26 protein-coding genes and 1 pseudogene are annotated in these 18,475 nt (G+C 60.4%); all 27 read right to left on the bottom strand.

Going from position 1 to position 18,475, the window contains the following annotated elements; translation table 11 throughout:
• Window positions 1-645, bottom strand: a pseudogene (locus SPHV1_RS15310) (hypothetical protein); the annotation flags it as partial.
• Entirely contained in the window at window positions 642-881 is a 240-nt protein-coding gene (locus SPHV1_RS15305; RefSeq protein ID WP_054946907.1) for a hypothetical protein, read from the bottom strand. The pseudogene SPHV1_RS15310 and the gene SPHV1_RS15305, both read right to left, overlap by 4 nt.
• Window positions 881-1,726, bottom strand: a complete 846-nt coding sequence (locus SPHV1_RS15300; protein ID WP_054946906.1) for a hypothetical protein — start codon at window positions 1,724-1,726, stop codon at window positions 881-883. The genes SPHV1_RS15305 and SPHV1_RS15300 overlap by 1 nt, the downstream gene beginning before the upstream one ends.
• Entirely contained in the window at window positions 1,726-2,781 is a 1,056-nt protein-coding gene (locus tag SPHV1_RS15295) for a hypothetical protein (protein WP_054946905.1), read from the bottom strand. Before SPHV1_RS15295 ends, SPHV1_RS15300 begins: the two co-directional genes overlap by 1 nt.
• Window positions 2,778-5,708 carry a phage tail length tape measure family protein gene (locus SPHV1_RS15290; RefSeq protein WP_054946904.1) on the bottom strand — a complete coding sequence of 977 codons (2,931 nt, stop codon included), beginning with the start codon at window positions 5,706-5,708 and terminating at the stop codon, window positions 2,778-2,780. The genes SPHV1_RS15295 and SPHV1_RS15290 overlap by 4 nt, the downstream gene beginning before the upstream one ends.
• Window positions 5,705-6,076, bottom strand: coding sequence for a hypothetical protein (locus SPHV1_RS15285; RefSeq protein ID WP_156367362.1), 372 nt, complete (start codon window positions 6,074-6,076; stop codon window positions 5,705-5,707). The genes SPHV1_RS15290 and SPHV1_RS15285 overlap by 4 nt, the downstream gene beginning before the upstream one ends.
• 92 nt (window positions 6,077-6,168) lie before the next feature.
• The gene (locus tag SPHV1_RS15280; RefSeq protein ID WP_054946902.1) at window positions 6,169-6,579 is read right to left on the bottom strand and encodes a hypothetical protein; all 411 of its coding nucleotides are present in this window, start codon (window positions 6,577-6,579) and stop codon (window positions 6,169-6,171) included.
• Between the two features lie 103 nt (window positions 6,580-6,682).
• A complete protein-coding gene (locus SPHV1_RS15275) occupies window positions 6,683-7,144 on the bottom strand; it encodes a hypothetical protein (protein ID WP_054946901.1) in 462 nt (153 codons plus the stop codon).
• Window positions 7,145-7,234: 90 nt separating this feature from the next.
• A complete protein-coding gene (locus SPHV1_RS15270) occupies window positions 7,235-7,639 on the bottom strand; it encodes a DUF3168 domain-containing protein (RefSeq protein WP_054946900.1) in 405 nt (134 codons plus the stop codon).
• Window positions 7,636-8,268, bottom strand: coding sequence for an HK97-gp10 family putative phage morphogenesis protein (locus tag SPHV1_RS15265; protein ID WP_054946899.1), 633 nt, complete (start codon window positions 8,266-8,268; stop codon window positions 7,636-7,638). Before SPHV1_RS15265 ends, SPHV1_RS15270 begins: the two co-directional genes overlap by 4 nt.
• Window positions 8,265-8,624, bottom strand: a complete 360-nt coding sequence (locus SPHV1_RS15260) for a phage head closure protein (protein WP_054946898.1) — start codon at window positions 8,622-8,624, stop codon at window positions 8,265-8,267. The genes SPHV1_RS15265 and SPHV1_RS15260 overlap by 4 nt, the downstream gene beginning before the upstream one ends.
• Window positions 8,621-8,824, bottom strand: a complete 204-nt coding sequence (locus SPHV1_RS15255) for a hypothetical protein (protein WP_054946897.1) — start codon at window positions 8,822-8,824, stop codon at window positions 8,621-8,623. Before SPHV1_RS15255 ends, SPHV1_RS15260 begins: the two co-directional genes overlap by 4 nt.
• Before the next feature lie 2 nt (window positions 8,825-8,826).
• Entirely contained in the window at window positions 8,827-9,519 is a 693-nt protein-coding gene (locus tag SPHV1_RS15250) for a hypothetical protein (RefSeq protein WP_156367361.1), read from the bottom strand.
• The gene (locus SPHV1_RS15245) at window positions 9,516-10,304 is read right to left on the bottom strand and encodes an ATP-grasp fold amidoligase family protein (protein WP_054946895.1); all 789 of its coding nucleotides are present in this window, start codon (window positions 10,302-10,304) and stop codon (window positions 9,516-9,518) included. Before SPHV1_RS15245 ends, SPHV1_RS15250 begins: the two co-directional genes overlap by 4 nt.
• Window positions 10,301-10,855, bottom strand: a complete 555-nt coding sequence (locus SPHV1_RS15240; protein ID WP_054946894.1) for a phage head-tail connector protein — start codon at window positions 10,853-10,855, stop codon at window positions 10,301-10,303. The genes SPHV1_RS15245 and SPHV1_RS15240 overlap by 4 nt, the downstream gene beginning before the upstream one ends.
• A complete protein-coding gene (locus SPHV1_RS15235; protein WP_054946893.1) occupies window positions 10,852-11,046 on the bottom strand; it encodes a hypothetical protein in 195 nt (64 codons plus the stop codon). Before SPHV1_RS15235 ends, SPHV1_RS15240 begins: the two co-directional genes overlap by 4 nt.
• A 50-nt stretch (window positions 11,047-11,096) precedes the next feature.
• Window positions 11,097-12,380: a phage major capsid protein gene (locus SPHV1_RS15230; RefSeq protein WP_054946892.1), complete on the bottom strand. Its 1,284-nt coding sequence runs from the start codon at window positions 12,378-12,380 to the stop codon at window positions 11,097-11,099.
• Between the two features lie 103 nt (window positions 12,381-12,483).
• Window positions 12,484-13,101 (bottom strand): HK97 family phage prohead protease, encoded by a 618-nt coding sequence (locus SPHV1_RS15225; RefSeq protein WP_054946891.1) that lies wholly within the window; start codon window positions 13,099-13,101, stop codon window positions 12,484-12,486.
• Window positions 13,091-14,317 (bottom strand): phage portal protein, encoded by a 1,227-nt coding sequence (locus SPHV1_RS15220; protein ID WP_054946890.1) that lies wholly within the window; start codon window positions 14,315-14,317, stop codon window positions 13,091-13,093. The genes SPHV1_RS15225 and SPHV1_RS15220 overlap by 11 nt, the downstream gene beginning before the upstream one ends.
• Entirely contained in the window at window positions 14,317-15,861 is a 1,545-nt protein-coding gene (locus SPHV1_RS15215; protein ID WP_054946889.1) for a terminase large subunit, read from the bottom strand. Before SPHV1_RS15215 ends, SPHV1_RS15220 begins: the two co-directional genes overlap by 1 nt.
• The gene (locus SPHV1_RS15210) at window positions 15,836-16,291 is read right to left on the bottom strand and encodes a P27 family phage terminase small subunit (RefSeq protein ID WP_054946888.1); all 456 of its coding nucleotides are present in this window, start codon (window positions 16,289-16,291) and stop codon (window positions 15,836-15,838) included. Before SPHV1_RS15210 ends, SPHV1_RS15215 begins: the two co-directional genes overlap by 26 nt.
• 117 nt (window positions 16,292-16,408) lie before the next feature.
• Window positions 16,409-16,735, bottom strand: a complete 327-nt coding sequence (locus SPHV1_RS24485; protein WP_197277736.1) for an HNH endonuclease — start codon at window positions 16,733-16,735, stop codon at window positions 16,409-16,411.
• Between the two features lie 66 nt (window positions 16,736-16,801).
• On the bottom strand, window positions 16,802-17,383 hold the full coding sequence (locus SPHV1_RS15200) for a hypothetical protein (protein WP_054946886.1): 582 nt from the start codon (window positions 17,381-17,383) through the stop codon (window positions 16,802-16,804).
• Between the two features lie 2 nt (window positions 17,384-17,385).
• A complete protein-coding gene (locus SPHV1_RS25990) occupies window positions 17,386-17,511 on the bottom strand; it encodes a hypothetical protein (RefSeq protein ID WP_255352300.1) in 126 nt (41 codons plus the stop codon).
• Between the two features lie 148 nt (window positions 17,512-17,659).
• The gene (locus SPHV1_RS15195) at window positions 17,660-17,917 is read right to left on the bottom strand and encodes a hypothetical protein (protein WP_054946885.1); all 258 of its coding nucleotides are present in this window, start codon (window positions 17,915-17,917) and stop codon (window positions 17,660-17,662) included.
• Window positions 17,914-18,111, bottom strand: coding sequence for a hypothetical protein (locus SPHV1_RS15190; RefSeq protein ID WP_054946884.1), 198 nt, complete (start codon window positions 18,109-18,111; stop codon window positions 17,914-17,916). Before SPHV1_RS15190 ends, SPHV1_RS15195 begins: the two co-directional genes overlap by 4 nt.
• Window positions 18,108-18,475 (bottom strand): hypothetical protein (locus tag SPHV1_RS25825; RefSeq protein WP_231634696.1); only part of this gene is annotated, 368 nt, incomplete at its 5' end. The genes SPHV1_RS15190 and SPHV1_RS25825, both read right to left, overlap by 4 nt.

Here is an 18,475-nt window from a genome sequence, read left to right as displayed (position 1 = left end):
ACTCGTCGGATTGGTGCCGACGCTGGATTGCAGCCCTGCGGTAAAATTGGCCGGGATCGTGAACGCCACGCCAGCGACATGCAGGGCGAGGACTTCGGCGTCCGATGGCGTAGTCGTGAAGAAGAACGACCAGATATAATCGGTTACCGCGCGGAACTTCGCAAACGTAAGCGAAGTAGACCCGAGCGTGGGCGTGCTGGTGTTCGTGTTGAACCACAGCGATCCGCCGTTGGTTGATCCAGCGATCACGTAGATGCCGGCGCCGGTCACGTCGCTTGATGCGGCCATGTCCGTCGCGCGGGTCGGCGCGCCGGATGCGGCGACGACATAGATGCCGTTCTCGCTCGCCGTCGACTGGTCCTTGAGCAGGATCCGATCACCGGTCGCGAGCGTCACGCCGTCGACCGTCTGCCCGTTGGCAAAGGCAGTCGCCAGGGTGCCATTCGCGGTCGTCGCAACCCTGACAGGAGGCTTCCAGCTATTGACCGAGAAGCCCAGCGCATTGATCGCGGCGATCACCGCGTTCATCTCGGTCGGGAAATCGGCCTGCCAGTCGACGAAAGCCTCTGCGCTGGCGGTGAAGCCTGCCGGGGTCTGTGAGCGGAGTGGGGCTGCGGGGGCCGAAGTGAGGGTCGGAATCGTCATGCCAATACTCCCGCGATAAGTCCGCCACCCGTCCAGAACGTCAGATCGCGCCAGGAACCGAGCGCATGGGCGAAGTGCGGCAAGGTGATCTTCCCTTCTTCGGTGATCTCTCGCACGAATCCGCAGGCGAACCCGGCCCATGCGAACGATGCGGGGGCAGGCCAGAGCGCGGCCGGCAGGAGTGCGACGAGGGCGGCAAGGACGTGCGCGGACTGGTCGATGAGTTCCTTGCGCATCAGTAGCCAAAGCCCCAGAGGAGAGGAGCAGCCGCATCGGTCCAGTCGCCGCCGCCGTACCGCTGCAGGTAGACGGTGGCCGAAGACGCTCCCGGCGTGCCAACGATCTGATAGGCGTGGTCGGCGCTGTTCCCGGCCGAGGCGATCTTTGTGCCGACATCGGCGAACAGGCACGCCGTCCCGAATGTCACCGGCCATGTGATCGTCTGTGATCCCTCGGTCGTCGTCGAACTGCCCCCGGTCGCCATCTGGAAATAATATGTGACGCCGCCAATCGGGATGCCGATCGCATAGCCATTTGCATTGCTCGTGAAGGTAAGGCCGGATTGTGCGCCGAGCGTCGTGATGGCGGCGGCGGCGGAAGTGTCATCGAGCACGGTAGCCATGAATGCCGAAATGCCATGCACGCCGCTCGTGCTGCTTGAGTGAGACGACACCGCGGACGAGGCAGTTCCGGCTGCATCGAAAGCGCTGGTATTTGAAGTCGCTGCGCTACCCAATCCAAGCGTCGTGCGCGCTGCCGCCGCGTCGGCATCATCGATCAGCGAGCGGCCGAACGAGGTCAGTGTCGCCAATGCCGCAGCCGAGCCGGTGCTGAAATAGGGCAGCTTGTCCGCAGCCGGCGTCAGTCCACTGTCGGCGATCGTCTTGAGCGCCGTGTCGGCGTATGCTGGTGCTACCGCGATCAGCGCTGCCGTGGCTTCGAGCTGCGCCGTCAGCGCCTGCATTTCCGAGACGAACGTCCCGAACCATGCCACGAAGGCGTCGGCGCGCTCGATGAACATGTCGGGATCGTCGCTGCGCGAGGGCGCCGTTGGCGGCGACGTGAGATCCTGCAACGGCATCAGGTCAACCCTTCCATTTCCATGTTGAGATAGGCTTCGTTCGGCCCCTGGAATTGGATCGTCCAATCCTTGTAGAAGCCGAAGATCCACGTAGATGCGTATTGCTCGACGCCGACGAACACGACTGGCGTGGCGCGGTAAGTCGAGAGGAACGAGGCGATTGCATCGACCTTCACTTCGTCTATGGCAATCTTGTAGGTTGCCCGCTTCGCAAACCCGCGCTCGATGATCGTAAAGTCGCCGTACTCATTGGTTTCCTTCTTCGAGTAATCGGTGATGCCGATGCTTGATGGCGAGATCACCGTGCCGATCTCGCGGCTCTGACCGATGATCAGCGAGCCGACCTTTGCCGTCTCGCCCGGCTCTGAGACAATCACCCGGAATGTGGGATCGGCATTGAGCGGAAGGTCGTAAACCGTGATGTCTCCCTTGCGCACAACCGGTTCGAAGAAGTATTCGTACCAGTTGTTGACGCCGCTGTCGGACACGAGATTGAACGTCTCGTTGTAGATCTCGCCGTCATCATCGGTGGTCATGATGATCTGCACGGTCGCGGCGGTCATGTTGAGGACAGAGACGCTATCGGCGCGGCCGTCGACCGTCATCGATACATCGATGCTCTCGCCGTTGGCGGTCTGCGACGAGTTCGATTGGTCGAACATGTTGTAGCGGTTGGTAGGCCCGAGATCGAGCCACTTGGCCGCGTTCGACAGGCTGTTCCCCGACTCTGCATCGACAAGCGCCTGATATGCGTGGTTCGTCGTGGTCGAGATCACGATATCGTCGAGATCGTAGGTCGTGCCGGCGTTGTACTCGGCATACGTCTCGCAGAGATAGAGCCACCAGTCTGTGTCCGTAACATCGTTGCCGGTGTTCGATCCCTGGACGCTCTCATAGACCTTATACGTGAAGCCATCGGCCTGCAGCACGCTCGCCCGGTCGCCGTCCGCATAGGTTGTGCCGCCCGCATAGGCAGAGGGCGGCACATCAGGGACGTTGGAGCTATCGAGCGTCAGGTCGAGGCTGTCGATCGTCGCGGGGCGAATTATCCTCACGCTGCGGCCTCCGTATAGATCGGCGTATCTTCGTCATTACGGATCTGCAGGCCCTCGCCATCCCAGCGGCGGAACATGCGCTCCGTCCATTCCTGATGATCTGTCACGGCCTGACGATAGGTCGCGATCTCATCCTTGATGCCGGTCAGGATGTCAGCATTCGCGTAAATCGCATCGATCTGCATTTGCGCATATTCGACCTGGCTATCCGCAGCGAAGATACCTGCATCGGTCGCGGCGAGGACTTCGCCAAGCGCGCGGCGATATTCAAGGTCTGAGGCCGCGTTCGATCTTGCCGCTTCGAGGTACGCATTGGCGTCGTTCTGCAGTGCAGCAAGCGCGGTCGCGTCCCCGCCCTTGGCAAGCGCAGCCGTGTCGCGGAACTGCTGCGTGATAAACGCAAAACCGTTCGTAGCGCTGCCGCCGAGAAGCTCCTGCTTGAAGGCGCGGAGATCATCGGCGAGCGGGCCGAACTGGTTGACAATCGCGTTTAGGTCGGTGAGCTGATAGACAAGCGCCTGCATCGGCTGCAGCGCCGCCTTCGTGGATGCCAGTTCGTTGAGGCGCGACAGGGCGAGTGCGTCCTCCGAGCGACCGAGCAGGTTCAACAATTCAACCTCAAGGCTGTTCTGGTCGGTCAGCTTGTCGAGCGACTGCTGCATCTGTTCGTCGATTGCGTCCTGCCGCTTGATCGCGAGTAGCTCTTCGAGCTTCGCGTATTCCTCCGCACTGGCGCCCGCCTCGTCGAAGATGTCGCGGAGTTGGTCGAATTCACGGGTCAGGTTGTCCAGCGCGTAGCCAAGCGGGTCCTGAATGCTCTGCAACTCGGAAAACACGCCTTCGAACTTGAGCGCCTTCTCGAGGTTCTTCTGCAGGTCGTCCGAGGCTTTCAGGAGGTTCGCTGTCGATGCCCGAACGCCCTGGATCGCGCCGCGATCGATTGCCTGTTGAATGGCATAGGCAATCGCGGCCTCTGCATCATCGTTAAAGTCGACAGCGCCCTTTTTCTTCTTGAGCGAGGTGCCGCCCGTGTTGACGCGATAATCGCCATGACGCACGCCCACCGTGATGTTACCGAAGTCACCGACCGAACCGCCGAATGCGTCCGCTATGTCCTGCAGTGAACCGAAAACACTGCCACCGAATGCGAGCGCGGCACGTTCGGACGAATTACTGTTGCCGGCCGCTTCCGAGACGCCAGCAGATGAGACTTGCACGCGGCCCCAAGGTGTTTTGTTGAACAGGCCGCCGACCAACGAGCCGAGAATACCGCCTGCAATAGCACCGAGTGGGCCAAGGGCCTTGCCGAGCGTCCCGCCGACAACATCACCAAGCGCCTTCCCGGCTTCCTTGCCCAGAACGCCGCCGATGGCCGATCCGAGCTTTTCGGTGGTCGACTGCTTGCCGAAGATCGCTTGTCCTGCGGCCAAGCCAGTACCGGCCCCCTGCAGCACCGAAGTGAAAGTCTTGGCGAAATCGCCGTCCGACTTGAATATCTTGCTGATCTCGTCGCCGATGGTGATGGCTACTTTGCGCCCGTCCTTTTCGGCAAACTGGCCCGTGCCGATGTTGAGCAATTGCCCGATAGGGCCGCCTACAGCCGAGGTATTGCCGGTGAAGATGCCGAGTAGCGCGCCGATGCCTTGACCGAGGCCGCCGAGGTTGCTGAACAGGCTGATCATGTCGCGCAACTCGTCGTTGCTTGCGCGTAGAGCATCGGTAAGTTCGTCGGCCTTGCGCGCCGCCTCGTCGGCGCCGTACTTAGCCCAATTTTCTAGCGTGTCCTGAAAATCCTTCCAGTCCGTCGCCTGGTTCTCCGCCAACTGCTTCGCGACATCACTGAGAAGCCCGCTCTGCCACTTGGCGAGGAAGTCCTCGACTGCCTGATCGCCAGCTGCCTTGCCGAACTTCGAACCCGCTGCCTTGCCAGCCTTTTCCGCGTCTGCCTCGATACGCGCCCGTGCGCGAGCCTGCGCGAAGGGGCTGATTGCGCCAGCTAGATCACCGATAAAATCGCGCTGCATCGTGTCGGCCACGGCTTTCGCTACCGTGCTGCCGAGCTTTACCCCTGCGCCCGCATAAGAGTTCGCTACCCTGGCAATCTCCGGCGTGCCGATCTTTGGCAGGCTGATCCCGACCTTTTCAAGGATCGTGTTCGCTTCCGTGATGAAGGCATTGACCGCCGAGACGCTCCTGCGAATCAAGGCATTGATGGCATCGATCGCTCCATTGACGGTGGTCAGGAAAATGTCGGCAACACCCGCGGGGATCTGGTCCCAGCTATCGAGAATGATGCGTGGGACAAGCGAGGTGATGCCGATGATGCGATTGACCGCCCACTTCGTCCACGAGACAACATCATCCCAAACGTTCTTGGTCGAAATGCCGAAATACTCGAACGCGCGGGCCAGTTGCCCTTCGACATAGGATTTCGCGGCATCATAGGCGCCGAGAACCGTGTCCTGCCATGTCACGGTGACTTTGGAGTTCTTGTTGATCTCGGCGGTCACGAGGCCGATGGTCGCGGCAAGGGCGCCCGCTGCAGCGATGATCGGCGCGAAGGGCGCGGCAAGGGCAAGGAGTTCCACGACAAGGCCCTTAACGCCGATCCCGGCCTGCCCCATCACACCCGCGATCTGCGATCCCTGCTGCAGGAATACGGTCAAGGGCTTCTGCCCGCCCTGCAGGCCGATAGCGATGTCCTGAAATTGAAAGGCAAGGTTCTGGACGTGATGCGATGCAAGGCGCGACGACGACCCGGCGCCATTCACCCCCCGGATGAACCCGCCCAGATTGTCATTCGCGGCCCGGGTCTTGCGGCCAACCTCGTCGGTCATGTCGCCAACGGACTTTTTGACCTTGCGCATGTCCTCCTGCAGCTTGGCCACATTCGCCATGATCTCGATTTCAAGCTGTCCAGCCTTCATCGCTTAATCCTCCTGCTGGACTTGCTTTGCGCGATAACCATGGACCGGAAGGCGTTGCCGACCTTGCGTGACACAGCTTCGCGGTTGTTGCTTTCGTTCGTGGCATAGGGAGGTGGGCAGTCGATCGCCTTGGCATCGTGCAGCATCGCCACGAAATCGGACGACAGGCGCCGCAGTGTCCGTGCTTCCCATGGTTCCAGATCGACACCGGACAGTCCCTGCCAGGCTTCCATGTCCCGCCAGCCGATAGCCGCCGCCGACATGCCACCCGGAGAAGTCGGCCCGATCTCGAACAACCACTCGGTGAGGTAGGGCAGCGGATTGTGCGGAAGTTCGGGGATCGCCCCGTCCGCCTTCATCCGCTGCAACCGGGTGTCCTGCTTTTCCTTACGCGCGACCGACTTCTTGCCGATTGGATCGGGCGCAGTGTTGAGCCAAGCGATTTGCTTGACGTAGAGGCTCAGTTCTTCACCGAGCCGCGCGTAAAAGCCGACCAGTCATGGACCTCGGAATAAACGTGGTCGCGAATGTAGCCGAGCGCGTCATCTTCATAGAGCGCGCGAACCTGGTCGCCACCAGCGTCAACCGGGTACTCGAAATTGTTTAGCCGAATCGTCACGCGGCACAGGAAGTCGATCTGTTCTGCCTTGGCGCCGTCGAGCGCGGCTTCGACCTTGCCGCCGTTCTTGCGCATCCGTTCGGCGCGCTTGCGGTTGATTTCCGCATTAGCCTGTTCCCACTGCTTGCTCGCGGGCGAATAGACCGTGACTGAAAGGGCCTCGCCATCGTCGTTGAAAAGCGGCGAACCGTCGCCGTCCTTGAGTTCGATTTCGCCGGTTGCAGCGGCACGCTTCTGGGTAATGTCAAACATGGTTCACCTTTCACGGAAGGGTGCCCGCCCGGTCTCCGTGACGACCGAGCGGACATGAAAAGGCCTGCAAGAGCGAGGCCGTTAAGATCACGGTCTGTCAGGTTCAGGTGGCGAGGGATTCCACGATGCCAACGCCAGCAGACGAGGTGGTAAGTTCGAGCGTAATCGACGCGGTGGTGATCTGGTCGACCGACCCAACGCCCACCTTGAACATCATCGTTTGCGCCTGGAAGTAGTAGATGTCGCCATTCTGCGTCACGACCTTGAACGAATAGTCGTTGTCTGAAAGTGCAGCCGCCTTGGCGAGGATCTGCCCTGCATCGTCGGTGTCGAGGCCGAGCGACATCTGCATGGTGCCCTCGTTATACGAGCCCTTCTTCTTGACCGTCCCCCGGCTGCCTACCGGGTTGTGCGTCACAAGCGCATATTCGCGACCGAACTCACCGAGATCGGTCACTTCGCCGATAGCCGTAAAGCTGAGAGCTTCATAGCCGGCGACATCGAACGTTGCGGGATTGCTGGCGGAAATCGAGATCGTGGTTCCCGCCGAGGTGCGAACGGACATTTCTGTTCTCCAATAAAAAAGCCGCCACACTGGCGGCTGTCACGAAAGCCCGTTCACGGTCGGGCGGGATATTCCCACGATGGGAATGGGTCAGCGCGTCTCAGTGTAAGAGACGCGGAAGTCTTGCGTGCGCAGGTAAATCGAGGCTGTCTCATCCATGAAGTCAGGGCCTTCCCCGTCCGTATGAACAACGACATTCGAGATACCGGAAACGGTCGGAAACTTGTCGGCAGAGGCCTTCTTCACCGCGTCCATGACGGCGAGCAGGCTGGGGTAATTTGCGGCAAGCACCGTGGCTTGGATACGGTCAGTCACATGGCGGGTTGCGCCGGGGCTGGGGATGTTGCGATCTACGCCAGAAACAGTCGTGATGGATACGGACGGCAGCGCAGTGCCTTGTGGCAGGACGCCGCCTTGAATGCGTGTGGCAGGGACAAGCGCGGTAAGCGCGGCATCGGCGATCAAGAGTTGCCTGATCGCGACGACGCCGTTCATTCTTCACCCTCTACGGCCAGCGATGGGGCTGAGAAGTTGGCCTTGTCCTTGAGATATTCGCGAATGCGGTTGCCGAATGCGTTGATGGCGTCCTGTGCTTTCACGTCGAGTGCGGGACGCAAGAACGGGTGCGCCGGAAAGCCGGGATGCATGACGGCGCCGCCGATGAATGAATCCCGGATCTTGAGGGTGTCGCCCTCATCGCGCTGTCCGCGGACGCCGGTCATGTACTCATAGCCGCCGACCCGGATAAGGCCGGTCTTTGTCTTCCCGAGAACGCCGCTTTTCTTCGCGCGCTTGTTGAGCGCGCGCGTTGACAGATTGCTGTCGCCGGCCGTGATAAGGTGAGGCGCTACCCCATACTCGATGAACGTGCCGAGATAGGCGTGCGGCCCTTTCAGGCGCACCTTGATCGAGATCGTCCCGTCCTTATTGTCGATCGGGCTGCTCGACTTCACCGCCTTGCGCAGTTTGCCCGACTTCACGGGGACATTCGAGCGCGCTTGTTCACGGATAGGTGCCGCCGCGGCGCGCAGGCCAGCGCGTAGGGCGTTCTTCTGCATGTTCTTCGGGAAAGCCTCAAGGAACGCGAGAAGCTCGGGTCCGCCCTTTAGCGTCGTTTGGTTCACGGCGCATCCCCCTCGGTCGTCATTTCCTCGCAGAGCATTTCCAGACCATCTCGACGCCCGAGTTCGGCTGGACCGGCCACGATCTGCAATGCACGCCCCTCGAACGTGATCCGCATGTCGCTGGTGATGTCGCTGCGGTATAGCGTGCGCACCCGGCACGGGCGGCGCTGGATGCTCACACTGTCGGCGATGCGCTCTGCACGGCTTGGCAGCATGTCCTGCACCTCGGCCCATTCGGTCGGGTTGCTCGCGAGATCGGCCCACGAATAGGTATAGGCGCCCGTCGCGCTGTCTTGCGAGCCGGTACGCGACTGGAACGTGATCAAGGTGTCGCGACGACCGGCAGCGGGTTTCATTCGCTGGCCTTCGCGCGCTCTGCTTCGCTACCCTGCATCAATGCAGCATAAGTTTGTGATCCGACCTTGCGCTTGACTGCCGGCTTCTTCGGCATGGAGCGCACGGCCAGCCCTGCCTTCACGAACTTCTCTTCCAGTCCAGCCGGTGGAAGGTCGCCCTTCTTGATGCGCTCGTTGTAGTCGACCAACATCCTATACATGCCTATCTCCGGTAATTCTCTCTGATCCATGGACCTACAGGGTCAGCCAGTGGGACGTGCCATGGCTTCGGATAGCCCGGAAAGAACATTACCCGGTGATCCGGCTCGGCGAGGCGGTTGCCCCACCACACGACGCCGTGTTCAGGGCCAAACGTCTTTTCGCCCCGCCCGAGAATGTGGCTGATCCATGCCTGATCCGACCCGACATAGCGCTGTCCGGCCGCTTCGGCGCCCTCCTGTGTGAACTTGGTGTAAACCTGTGATCTGGCGCCTGCTGCCAGCATGATCATCGACCCGTTATAAGGCCGGTCCTTTCCCGTCCCTCGGTACATCACGAAATCATCACCGCTGCTCAGGAGCGGATCGAGGCTGCCGCCGATCACGACATCCAGATCCATACTCACGAACCGTTCGCCGAATATCCCCGCCGCATCGGGTCGGAACATCGCCAGCCGCCGCAGGCATTGCGGCTGCGCCGGTCCCCACGACGAGATGCGGACAGCCTCGAAGTCGCGGGGCGGCGCGATGATTTCCACAGCCGGGTCAATACCCTTCGGCATATCGGTAACGCAGGCAACCCGGTGCGGAACCGAAACATTGCGCCGCACCATCGCGGCCCAGATGTTGACATGCTCTGCGGTGTAGTTCTCCCGCCCGCCCGACTGTGACCATAGCCATGTCAAAATCGTTATCACGGAACGATAGGCTCCAGTTTCTCGATAAGGTCGATGTCGAGCATTTCGCCGAACACGGCTTCATCCTTCGATCGATAGCAACCGGCGCGCGGCCAGAATGTCAGTTCCCCGAACCATGCCTGTCCCTGTGACCAGTAGAGATCTACGCGGACATATCGCCATGGCTGCGCAAGCCTCGTCGCAAGGTGTGACATGGCGCGCCATGCAGTTTCGCCTGGATGCGATACAGCAGCCGGCGCGTGAACCATCTTCTCATCCATGTGTAGGTCGGTTGCCCGACCGAGCGGTGTCAGGATCGCCTCTTTCGTTCCGCAGCCCCGATCCCAGATAACCTGCACCCACTCGATGCGGCCATGTACGCAATGGAACTTGTAGTCCGTAGCGTGATCAAGCGCTTTTTCGGTGATAAGACGGGGCGGCACGAACCTATAAGCCCACTCACCCTTGCCTACACCATAAGGGCTGGACAGGCGCGGAAACAGTGCATCAAGAGCGGCTTTCGCCTCATGCTCGCTGCGAACCCTGCGAGCCGAACCGCTGTCGTGCGTGCATTTCACGAATCCTGGTACGAGATCGGGGGCGATGCCGACTTTCGCCGGTATCAAGTGCCGTTCGGGCACCATTTCGCGAACAGCCCACTTGTCGCAGGCCTTGATCTGCTCCCTTCGCTGGTCGTGCAGTTTCAGCCACTGAATCTTGTCGTTATAGCCGCGCGGGTTTTCGAGATCTGGCAGGCGACCCAAATGTCGCTTGCAAAGGCCTTCGATCTCACGGCGAAGGTTCATGCAATCCAGCCAATGCGTTCAAGATCTATCAGATGTTGCGCCGCACTTGGAATGTCGCCCATCGTCCGGTCTTCATACCATGCGGCAACGGTCAGAAGCGCGGCCTGCTTGATTTTAGTCGGCACAGTCCCGCCTGCGGCTACGGTGATCGTCACAGCATCCGAACGGCCATAGGTTTCCGGCGCGTTCACACCGTCCTTGAGTTCCAGCCACAAGCCATCATCACGCACGATGACGCGGTAATAATTCGCGACCGTCATTGCCTGCGTGGCATCGTCCGCGTCCTGATAGGAAATCGACGAAACCGCCGTCGCTCCAGGAACCGGGATCAGGAATCGCGACGGAAAAGCTGGAATGATGTAGAGCCACGACTGCGAACCGAACGCACGGCCTGCCATGGCGAGCGGACCATCAATCGCTTCGGTTGCGGCAGCGATGTAAGTGCCGAGCAGCGTGTCTTCGCTACTTGCCGTGATGCGCGTCTGCGCCTTTACCTCATCCGTGGTGACAAGGGCTGAGGGCGCGGAACTGACGCGCAGGATGCCGGTCATTTGCGGCGGCGGCGCTTGGCGGTTTCGTGGATGGGTTCAACAACCGCCGTCTCGGTCATTTCTTCGCGGATGTATTCCGCATAGCCACGCGAAACGAGGCGGCCAGCTTCGGAAAGGTCGCACGAATACTCATCGCCGGGAGCGAAAGAGCCGTTCGCACCGGAAAGGCCGGTCAGAAGCCTGACTTTCATGGGCCTGTCTCCTAAAATGGAAGGGGTGAGCCGAAGCCCACCCCAACCGATTACGAAGCCGCCAGCGGCAGCGACTTGACGGCAGCGGTATCGAGCAGTTCACCGTCAAAGCGGATGTAACCGGCGATACCGAAGCCAGGCCAGAAGTCCTTGTCCTGAATGGCTCCGATCAGTATACCGCCGACCTTGCGGACGACATACTTGCCGAAGTCACCGAACAGGAGAACCTTCGAGCCGGCGCCCGATCCGACATTCGCCATCGCCTGATTGATGCTGTACGGGCGACCGTTGATGACGTTCGGAACGCCCTGCTGCACGTTGCCCATCTGCCACAGATAGTTGCCGTCACCGTCCTTGAGCTTGCGGATGGCAAGCAGGGTGGTGTCGTGCATCATGTAGCGGACCTTCGGGCCGGTGCGATAAGCCGGGTCGACGGAATGCTCGAAGTTGAGAATCTCGTCGTAGGTGATCGCACTGGTCGAAGCGGCTGCGGTGGCAGCGGCGGCCGCCGTGACGATGCCGTTCGGAGCCGTCGAACCGTTGCCGGTCGTCAGGTTCAGGTTCGCGATGCGACCGAGACGTTCACCCAGCAGATCGGCAAGCACAGATTCCATGTTGAAGATGGAATCGTCTGCCAGCTCCTTCGAGACGCGCAGCCATTCGGTGTCGAAAGCATAAGCCCCGAGGGTCTTCTGTCCGAAGGTAGCGTCCTTGCCGCCGTCATCGGTGAGGGTCACGGCCTCGCCACCGGATGCGCCTGCCGTAACCGCCGTGTCGTTGACGGTCGGGAAGGTCAGCGGGTTGCCCGAAGAAGTGACCATCTCGCGGGTCACGCCGGGATCGTACATCGGCCCCCAAGCCAGCATCGACTTGACCAGTTCCGGCATTACCTCAGTCGGGATCGTGTACCCGCCTGCGGTGTTGCTGGTGGTCTGTGCGCGTTCTTCCGGCTTGTGGAAGCCGCCAGCGAGGACCGAGCGGGCCTCTGCCGACATTTCGGACTTGTCGCCACCAGCGGCAAGCCACTGCGCAAACGCGGTGCGATAGTCGACCTTGTCGCCATCGTCCGAGCCGCGCTGTTCGCCATTCGCGCCGGGGCGGCGCTGTTCGCGAGCGCGTTCCTCGGCCTCGCGGGATTCGCCTTCAATCTTAGCGAGACGTTCCTCGCGCGCGATGTTGGCTTCAACCTTGTCGAACTCAGCCATGATCGCGTCATGACGCTGGTCGAGTTCAGCCGCGCGGCTTTCGTCGGTGTTGCTCTTGATTTCGTCGAGAGCTTCGCGGGCCTGAGTGACGAGGCGACCGCGCTGCTCCTGAAGGGCAGTGAGAGACATATTCCATTCCTTCTAGGCGAAGAAAAACCCGCCGGAATGGCGGGCTTACATGTGGTGCAGGAAGGAAGCTCCTGCGGGCCTCGGCGCGGTGCCGGAAACTTGACTAGCTGATGCGGCGGAAACGTTGTTCCTGATCAGCCTCACGCGCTAAGGTGCGCGCGGAAAATCCTTGCCGATTGGCATCAGCGGCGAGCTTGCGTTGCGCCTCTGCCTTATCCTTCGCGTCATCCCGCGAGCGCAGGGCGATTTCAGTGTCAGTGTATTGCGGGAAGGCGACCGCGCTGACCTCGATCAATTCGAGTTTATTGATTGTCCGAGCATCCATTCCGTCAATGATGGACCAATCGTCGCCATTAAGGGGAACGCGGAAGCCAAAGCTCATCCCAGAAATGTCGCCGCGCTCAAGCTGCACCGCGAGGTCGCGCCCGTCAGTCGTGTCAGGCAGGTCAATCTCGACAAACAGGCCTTTCTCGTCCTCGCTCAACCGAAGCGTACCGACGCTGGAGCGCCCAATCACACGGCCGGTGTCATGATCGATCAAGGCGCGGACATCAGCGCTCCTGAGCGTATCAGTGAAAGCTCCCGGCGCGATTACCTCGGTGAACCATCCGCCAATCGTCGTGCGAGAATTGAAGATCGCCGCATAGCCGCGGGCAGTCTTTACGCCGTTCTCGGCGCGCAACTCCGGTGCGATCGTAAGCGCGCGGGTTTCATGCTGCATTCGTCGTTCCCCCGTCAGGGTTGGTCTGTCCGATTGGCACAGTCGCGCCCTGCATGAAGAGCTGGTCACTCCCGTCAGCAAAGGGCAAGTTTTCGGCTTCACGGACTTCCGAGGGCTTGATGATTCCAGTCTGGACGCCGCGCGCCCAGCCCTCCATTCGCGTCTTGAATTCGCCGCGCAGCAGGCCGTCCATGTTCAATTCAACGTACTGCGAGCGCGAGAACTGCCCGAACAGCTTGAGGTTCAACTCCTGCTCGAACTGCTCGACATGCGATTTCAGCGTGTGCTTGACGAAGTGAAGATCTTGCTGCTCGCTGTTCGAGTATGTCCCGTGCGAGAGGTCTTGCAGGAACGTGGGCGGGATATTGTAGAGCCGAGCGATCTGCTCAGTGCAGTACTTCTGCGTCTCGACCATTTGCGTCTTTTCCGGTTCCGTGCCGATCGGTTTGATGTCAAGGCCAGCCGGGAGGGTCAGCGCCTGTCGGTTCTCCTTCGCAGCATTCTTGACCGCTTTCGCAAGGTCGTCAGAGGCGCGCTGGAGCGCAGCGCCAGATTGAAACTGCCCGGTCACCGCGAACGGAGGGACACCGCCATTCGCGAGGAACTTCGAGCCGTATTCATTGACCGAAATCGCCAAGCCGATTGCGTCCTTGCCCATCGCAACCGGGCCGCGGTGGCTGTACCCGTCCGATTTCAGCATGAACGGCAGATCTATGATCTCTGCCGCGTCATAGATGATCGTACGGCCGCCTTCGCTGTAGTGGTAGGTGTTGACGAAGCGGTCGCGCTTGACAACCACCCTGGCAGGATCAAGCGGCCAGATTGCCATGATCGAGCCATTTTCAGCCCGCTCTATGTACGAAAGCCCGCGCCCGTGCGTCAATTTGTCCGAGAACAGTTTCTTTCGCCAATCGAACGACGAAATATAGGCGTTAGGGGCATCATGAAGGAGTGTAGCCAGCCTGCCTGACACCTTATCGCGACCGTTCTTGCCGCGGCGATAGGTGTGCAGCGGCAGGCCGGCCAGTGAACCAGATAGGACATTGACCGCGGCCGATACAGCAGGAACCTTGAGCGCCGTCTCGATGTTGACGACCGCGCCGGATGCGCTCTGCCCGAACCCGTATAGAGTGACAGAAGGATTACCGGTGAGATTCTGCCAGAAGTCGTCAGCCGACTGGCTCACACGCCTCTCGAAGGGATTCCACCAGGCCATCAGATATCCGCCAAACTGAATGAGGGGTCGTTGTCCCATGGGGTAGGGGCGAGAACTTCCTGCGACATCGCCTCAACCCCTTCCGCCATCGCCAGCGCGACCATACCATCGATACGGCCAGTTGCCTTGGATTTGTCCAGTTTCCTATTCCCAGCCGGATCAGGAATCGCGACGGCATTTGCTGCACACATGGCCAGCACCGGATGCCCGCCATGACGAACGATGCCGTTCAACAGGTCGGCTTCCAGTGCATCCAGTGCTGGCGACATACTCACGTAACCCTGCCCGAAAGGTTCGAGCGGCAACTCCACACCTTGGCGCTCAAGCGCACCCTTCATCCGGTCCATGCGCCAGCGGTCAAAACCGATTTTGGCGATACTCAAACCCGATGTAATCTGCCCGATGTCGCGGGCCACGAAGTCGTAATCGATAACTTTGCCTGGCGTTGTGCGGATGAGTCCTTCCCGGACCCATACATCATAAGGCGCACGGTCCCGCCGCGTCGCATCAGCTACCATTTCAAGCGGCATCCAGAAGAATGGCGCCACATGCACCAGGCCATTCATGCGGCATGTCAGGACGAATGCGGTCAAGTCAGTCGTTGCCGACAGGTCAAGTCCGCCATAGACCGTCCCGTCAAGTGATTCCGGCGCCCCGTTGCCCTGCTTCCAGACCAGCGGCGACACAAACGCCGCCACCATGTTCACGCGTTGGTTAAGATAAAGATTGCGAAAGCTCGACTCGAAAGCCGGCATCCGCTTCGCTTTCTCCGCGGCTTGCTCCAGTTCCGGTCGTGACCGAAAGGAGCCAATCGCCGGATTTGCCTTTTCCCATTGCTTCGGATCGCCTAGATCAGCGTCCTCATCCGCCGCGTAAACTGCGCACACTGTGTGTGGATCGTCACTGCGCTGCGCGTCGTCAATCCAGATCGACAGCATGTCAGCATCGGTGGGGGCTTGTGTCGAGATGACCAGTTGCAGGCCATCGTCATAAGCGCCCTGCGCCGTTTCAAGCGCCTCGACGAATGCGTCTTTCGCTCCCTTTACCTGTCCCAACTCATCGAACACCACAACCGCAGGAGACAGGCCGTGCGCTGTCTTTCCCTCCGCCGCAAGCGCCCTATACTCGACATTCTTCGCCAGGCCGATCAACCGTTTCCCTGACGGCACTATGCGAACCAGCTTCGCCAGCGTCGGATTAAGGTTCACCATCTTTGACGCAAGGTTGAACACGAGCGCAGCCTGATCGCGCGACTGCGCGCCCGAAACAATCTGACTGTTCTTGCGCGCCTCGGGTCCAGCGATGTGCGCCAGAACAAGCGCGGCAATCAAGCCGGACTTACCGTTCTTCCTCGCGATCGAAAGTATCGCCCGCCGAGTGCCGTTCGGGTTGTCGTAGACCCTCCGAATAAAGTCCTTCTGAAAGTCATCGAGACGCATCGGGCGTCCCACAAGTTTACCTTCTGGCACACGGCAATACGTGTGCACAAAATCAATGATACGCTCGGCGCGCGTGCGTTTACTCGGGCGCTGCAAGGAGGTCATCTTCAACCTCGGTCTGTGTTGCCCGCCCCATGTCGCGCTGTCTGGCTGCGTCGCGGTTGTCCCCACTTCGCGCGCGGGCGTGCAGCGCCAGTGAGCGCCGTAGCGACAGGATATCTCCAGTCAGACTCTTGACCGCCCGCGCCCGTGGGTTTTCCACGGACGTTCCGTTCTCACGCACCGCGATGAAACCCTCTGCGCGAAGTGTGCGCTGCTCCTGCTCAAGGTTCGCCATGGTGCGCGCAAGCATTGCCGCCAGTTCAAGCTGATGCTCCGTCCAGTCAGCCCGCGCGAATTCCGAAACCACGTTATGCCAGTATGGCCAATCCATATCGTCGAGCGGAACATGACTTGGAGGCATCACCTCGCGGCCAGATCCAGCCATGATACGCACCGCTTCGGCGGCGCTGTCTGTGCGTGCCTTGCGAGCCATCGGTGCCTCGTAATTCTGGGGTTAGCGATAATTCGAAGGTTCGGTGGCGGTCCTGCGCCAGAATGGCTCCGTGTTCATGATACCCCCTCCGAACCTGAACGGTTCAGGTTGAGGTCGTCAATGCTGAACAGGCCAGCCATCCAATCCGATTTCGACCCTTGGTTTGCCGCCCGCGTCGGTGGCCGTCTTCGCATCGTGGCAGGACTTGCAGAGGGCCTGCAGGTTCGCGGGATCGTCGGTGCCGCCCTTGGCCTTCGGGATGATGTGATCGACTTGGTTGGCCGCAGTCACAATGTCTTTGTCAAGGCAGACCTGGCACAAGTGATTATCTCGGTTGAGGATATGACGGCGCAGCTTGTCCCATGCATTGCCGTAACCGCGAGCGTGTCGGGAAGTTCTGGACCATGCCACCTGCGATCCCCCAAAACGACGAAACGCCCGCAAGCATCTCTGCTCCGGGCGCAATTCTGAGGATCATTTACGTGCAAAATGCCGAAATAGCCGGAAATGTCAAGCGGCATCGGTCCACCGCTCCACACGAATCCCCATATCCTTTCGGGCAGGCGCAACCACGTCGAGTGCTTTCAGTGCTGCCTTGAGCACCATCTGGTCTGCGGGATCTTTTCCGCCATGCAGCAAGCGGTCGAGCCAGGGCGGCCCGTGATCGGTATGCGCGCGGGCAATGAGCTGGTCGAGCCATGGACGCAGACCTTCGCCATCGAGGGTGTCCATCACGGCGAACAACCAATCGCGATCCCGCCTCGCATCCTCGAATGCCTCTATTTCGGTTTCTGAGCCCCGTGGAGTGCGGTCGAGAGGGCTCCGGTATGTCTCCCCTTGGCAAACCCGGTTATACACTCTGGCGAAGCGCTTTCCGCCGATATAACGATCATTGGCTATCGGGTCTTCCCCGAGCAGCCCGGCAGCATAGGCCCGACCGAGCGCGGTGTTGTAGTGGGTCTGGTATTTCTCGCGCATCGACTGCACCCATTCGCTGCCCTTGTCGAAAGCCGGCATCGCATAGCTGTCGCGCTTGAGCCTGCCGCCCTTGGTCCTGCCGCCTGCCTTGGCCGGTCGTCCCTTGCGTCCCATCGTCAGCCCCCCATGGTTGCGGTTGAATGGATTTCGTGCGCCGCCACAGCCAGCGCCTCGTCTTCGGTGGTGATGCCGGGGACCCTCTGCATGCAGCGGATGATCGCGTGCTGGGTGACGTGGATCATGAGTTCTCAATCCCCACGACGCCGCAGACGAGAGCGCAGATCACCGCCGCGACCGTTACCGCGAAATATCCCGCCTGAGCAGTAATCCCGGCGAGAAGGACGAAGCCCAAGAAAGCGATCAGGCATGGGGCGGGGTCCATGAGCCTCATCATTCACCTCCCACCGCATCGCGAACGATGACCTGCAGCTTGCGCCCGTCCGGCATTTCGAGATCCATCGTGTTCGAAATCTCGATGCCACTCGTTCCGCCAACCCACTTGCGCTGCTCGTAGACGGACAGCAGGCGGGCATGGATCACTTCGCCGAATTTCTCGGTGAGCGATTTCTGGCGGAAGCGCTTGTGCCATTCGATGCCAGCCAGTGTGCCGGCGAAGAAGACGACCAGTGCCGATGCGAAGTCACTCACAGCTCACCTCCCCACAAAAATCCAACCGGGTTCGGCGCCCTCCAGATCGTGTCCCCGTTCGCGTCGACCAGCCCGGTGTCCGTCGCCTCGTGATCGCACACGGTCGGCACGTTGATCATCGGTTCGACGTAGACCTCATCGCTCACCCATGCTCTCGGCCTGGTGGGGGTGGTGAAGTAACGGGGGTGGGTCATTGGGCGAGGCTCCAAGCCTGTCCACCGTCCACCGTCCGCGCGTATTCCTTCTTTAGGCCCCTCTTTTTCTCTTTCTTTTCTCTTTTATGGAATAGAAAGTAGACAGTAGACAAAGGCCTTATCGCGACGAAAAAACAATGACTTAGGTTGTCCACCATCTTGTCCACCATCTTTTCGCAACTTGGTGGACAGATGGTAGTCAGTGGACACTGAAAGGCCTGTCCACCAACTTTCAGAACCATGGTGGACACATTTTCGACATGGTTGGTGGACGTCATCACCTCGCCTCCCGCTCGAAAATACGCATCGATTTCCGGCTCTCGTCCTTGCCGTACTTGCTCGTGTACCCGAGCCGGCGCAGGCA

This window comes from Novosphingobium sp. KN65.2, from assembly GCF_001368935.1.
Classification (GTDB): Bacteria; Pseudomonadota; Alphaproteobacteria; order Sphingomonadales; family Sphingomonadaceae; genus Novosphingobium; species Novosphingobium mathurense.
The sequence above is the reverse complement of the archived record's forward strand: the minus strand, read 5'-3'. Positions and strand labels throughout refer to the sequence as shown.

Bases quoted from the DNA above. Each gene is read 5' to 3' on its own strand.
- SPHV1_RS15230 (WP_054946892.1), bottom strand. From the start codon at position 12,380: ATGTCTCTCACTGCCCTTCAGGAGCAGCGCGGTCGCCTCGTCACTCAG.
- SPHV1_RS15290 (WP_054946904.1), bottom strand. From the start codon at position 5,708: ATGAAGGCTGGACAGCTTGAAATCGAGATCATGGCGAATGTGGCCAAG.
- SPHV1_RS15210 (WP_054946888.1), bottom strand. From the start codon at position 16,291: ATGGCTCGCAAGGCACGCACAGACAGCGCCGCCGAAGCGGTGCGTATC.
- SPHV1_RS15215 (WP_054946889.1), bottom strand. From the start codon at position 15,861: ATGACCTCCTTGCAGCGCCCGAGTAAACGCACGCGCGCCGAGCGTATC.
- SPHV1_RS15280 (WP_054946902.1), bottom strand. From the start codon at position 6,579: ATGTTTGACATTACCCAGAAGCGTGCCGCTGCAACCGGCGAAATCGAA.
- SPHV1_RS15300 (WP_054946906.1), bottom strand. From the start codon at position 1,726: ATGCCGTTGCAGGATCTCACGTCGCCGCCAACGGCGCCCTCGCGCAGC.
- SPHV1_RS15235 (WP_054946893.1), bottom strand. From the start codon at position 11,046: ATGAAAGTCAGGCTTCTGACCGGCCTTTCCGGTGCGAACGGCTCTTTC.
- SPHV1_RS15260 (WP_054946898.1), bottom strand. From the start codon at position 8,624: ATGAAACCCGCTGCCGGTCGTCGCGACACCTTGATCACGTTCCAGTCG.
- SPHV1_RS15245 (WP_054946895.1), bottom strand. From the start codon at position 10,304: ATGAACCTTCGCCGTGAGATCGAAGGCCTTTGCAAGCGACATTTGGGT.
- SPHV1_RS15240 (WP_054946894.1), bottom strand. From the start codon at position 10,855: ATGACCGGCATCCTGCGCGTCAGTTCCGCGCCCTCAGCCCTTGTCACC.
- SPHV1_RS15275 (WP_054946901.1), bottom strand. From the start codon at position 7,144: ATGTCCGTTCGCACCTCGGCGGGAACCACGATCTCGATTTCCGCCAGC.
- SPHV1_RS15305 (WP_054946907.1), bottom strand. From the start codon at position 881: ATGCGCAAGGAACTCATCGACCAGTCCGCGCACGTCCTTGCCGCCCTC.
- SPHV1_RS15190 (WP_054946884.1), bottom strand. From the start codon at position 18,111: ATGACCCACCCCCGTTACTTCACCACCCCCACCAGGCCGAGAGCATGG.
- SPHV1_RS15270 (WP_054946900.1), bottom strand. From the start codon at position 7,639: ATGAACGGCGTCGTCGCGATCAGGCAACTCTTGATCGCCGATGCCGCG.
- SPHV1_RS15220 (WP_054946890.1), bottom strand. From the start codon at position 14,317: ATGGCCTGGTGGAATCCCTTCGAGAGGCGTGTGAGCCAGTCGGCTGAC.
- SPHV1_RS15255 (WP_054946897.1), bottom strand. From the start codon at position 8,824: ATGTATAGGATGTTGGTCGACTACAACGAGCGCATCAAGAAGGGCGAC.
- SPHV1_RS15225 (WP_054946891.1), bottom strand. From the start codon at position 13,101: ATGCAGCATGAAACCCGCGCGCTTACGATCGCACCGGAGTTGCGCGCC.
- SPHV1_RS25990 (WP_255352300.1), bottom strand. From the start codon at position 17,511: ATGATCCACGTCACCCAGCACGCGATCATCCGCTGCATGCAGAGGGTC.
- SPHV1_RS15200 (WP_054946886.1), bottom strand. From the start codon at position 17,383: ATGGGACGCAAGGGACGACCGGCCAAGGCAGGCGGCAGGACCAAGGGC.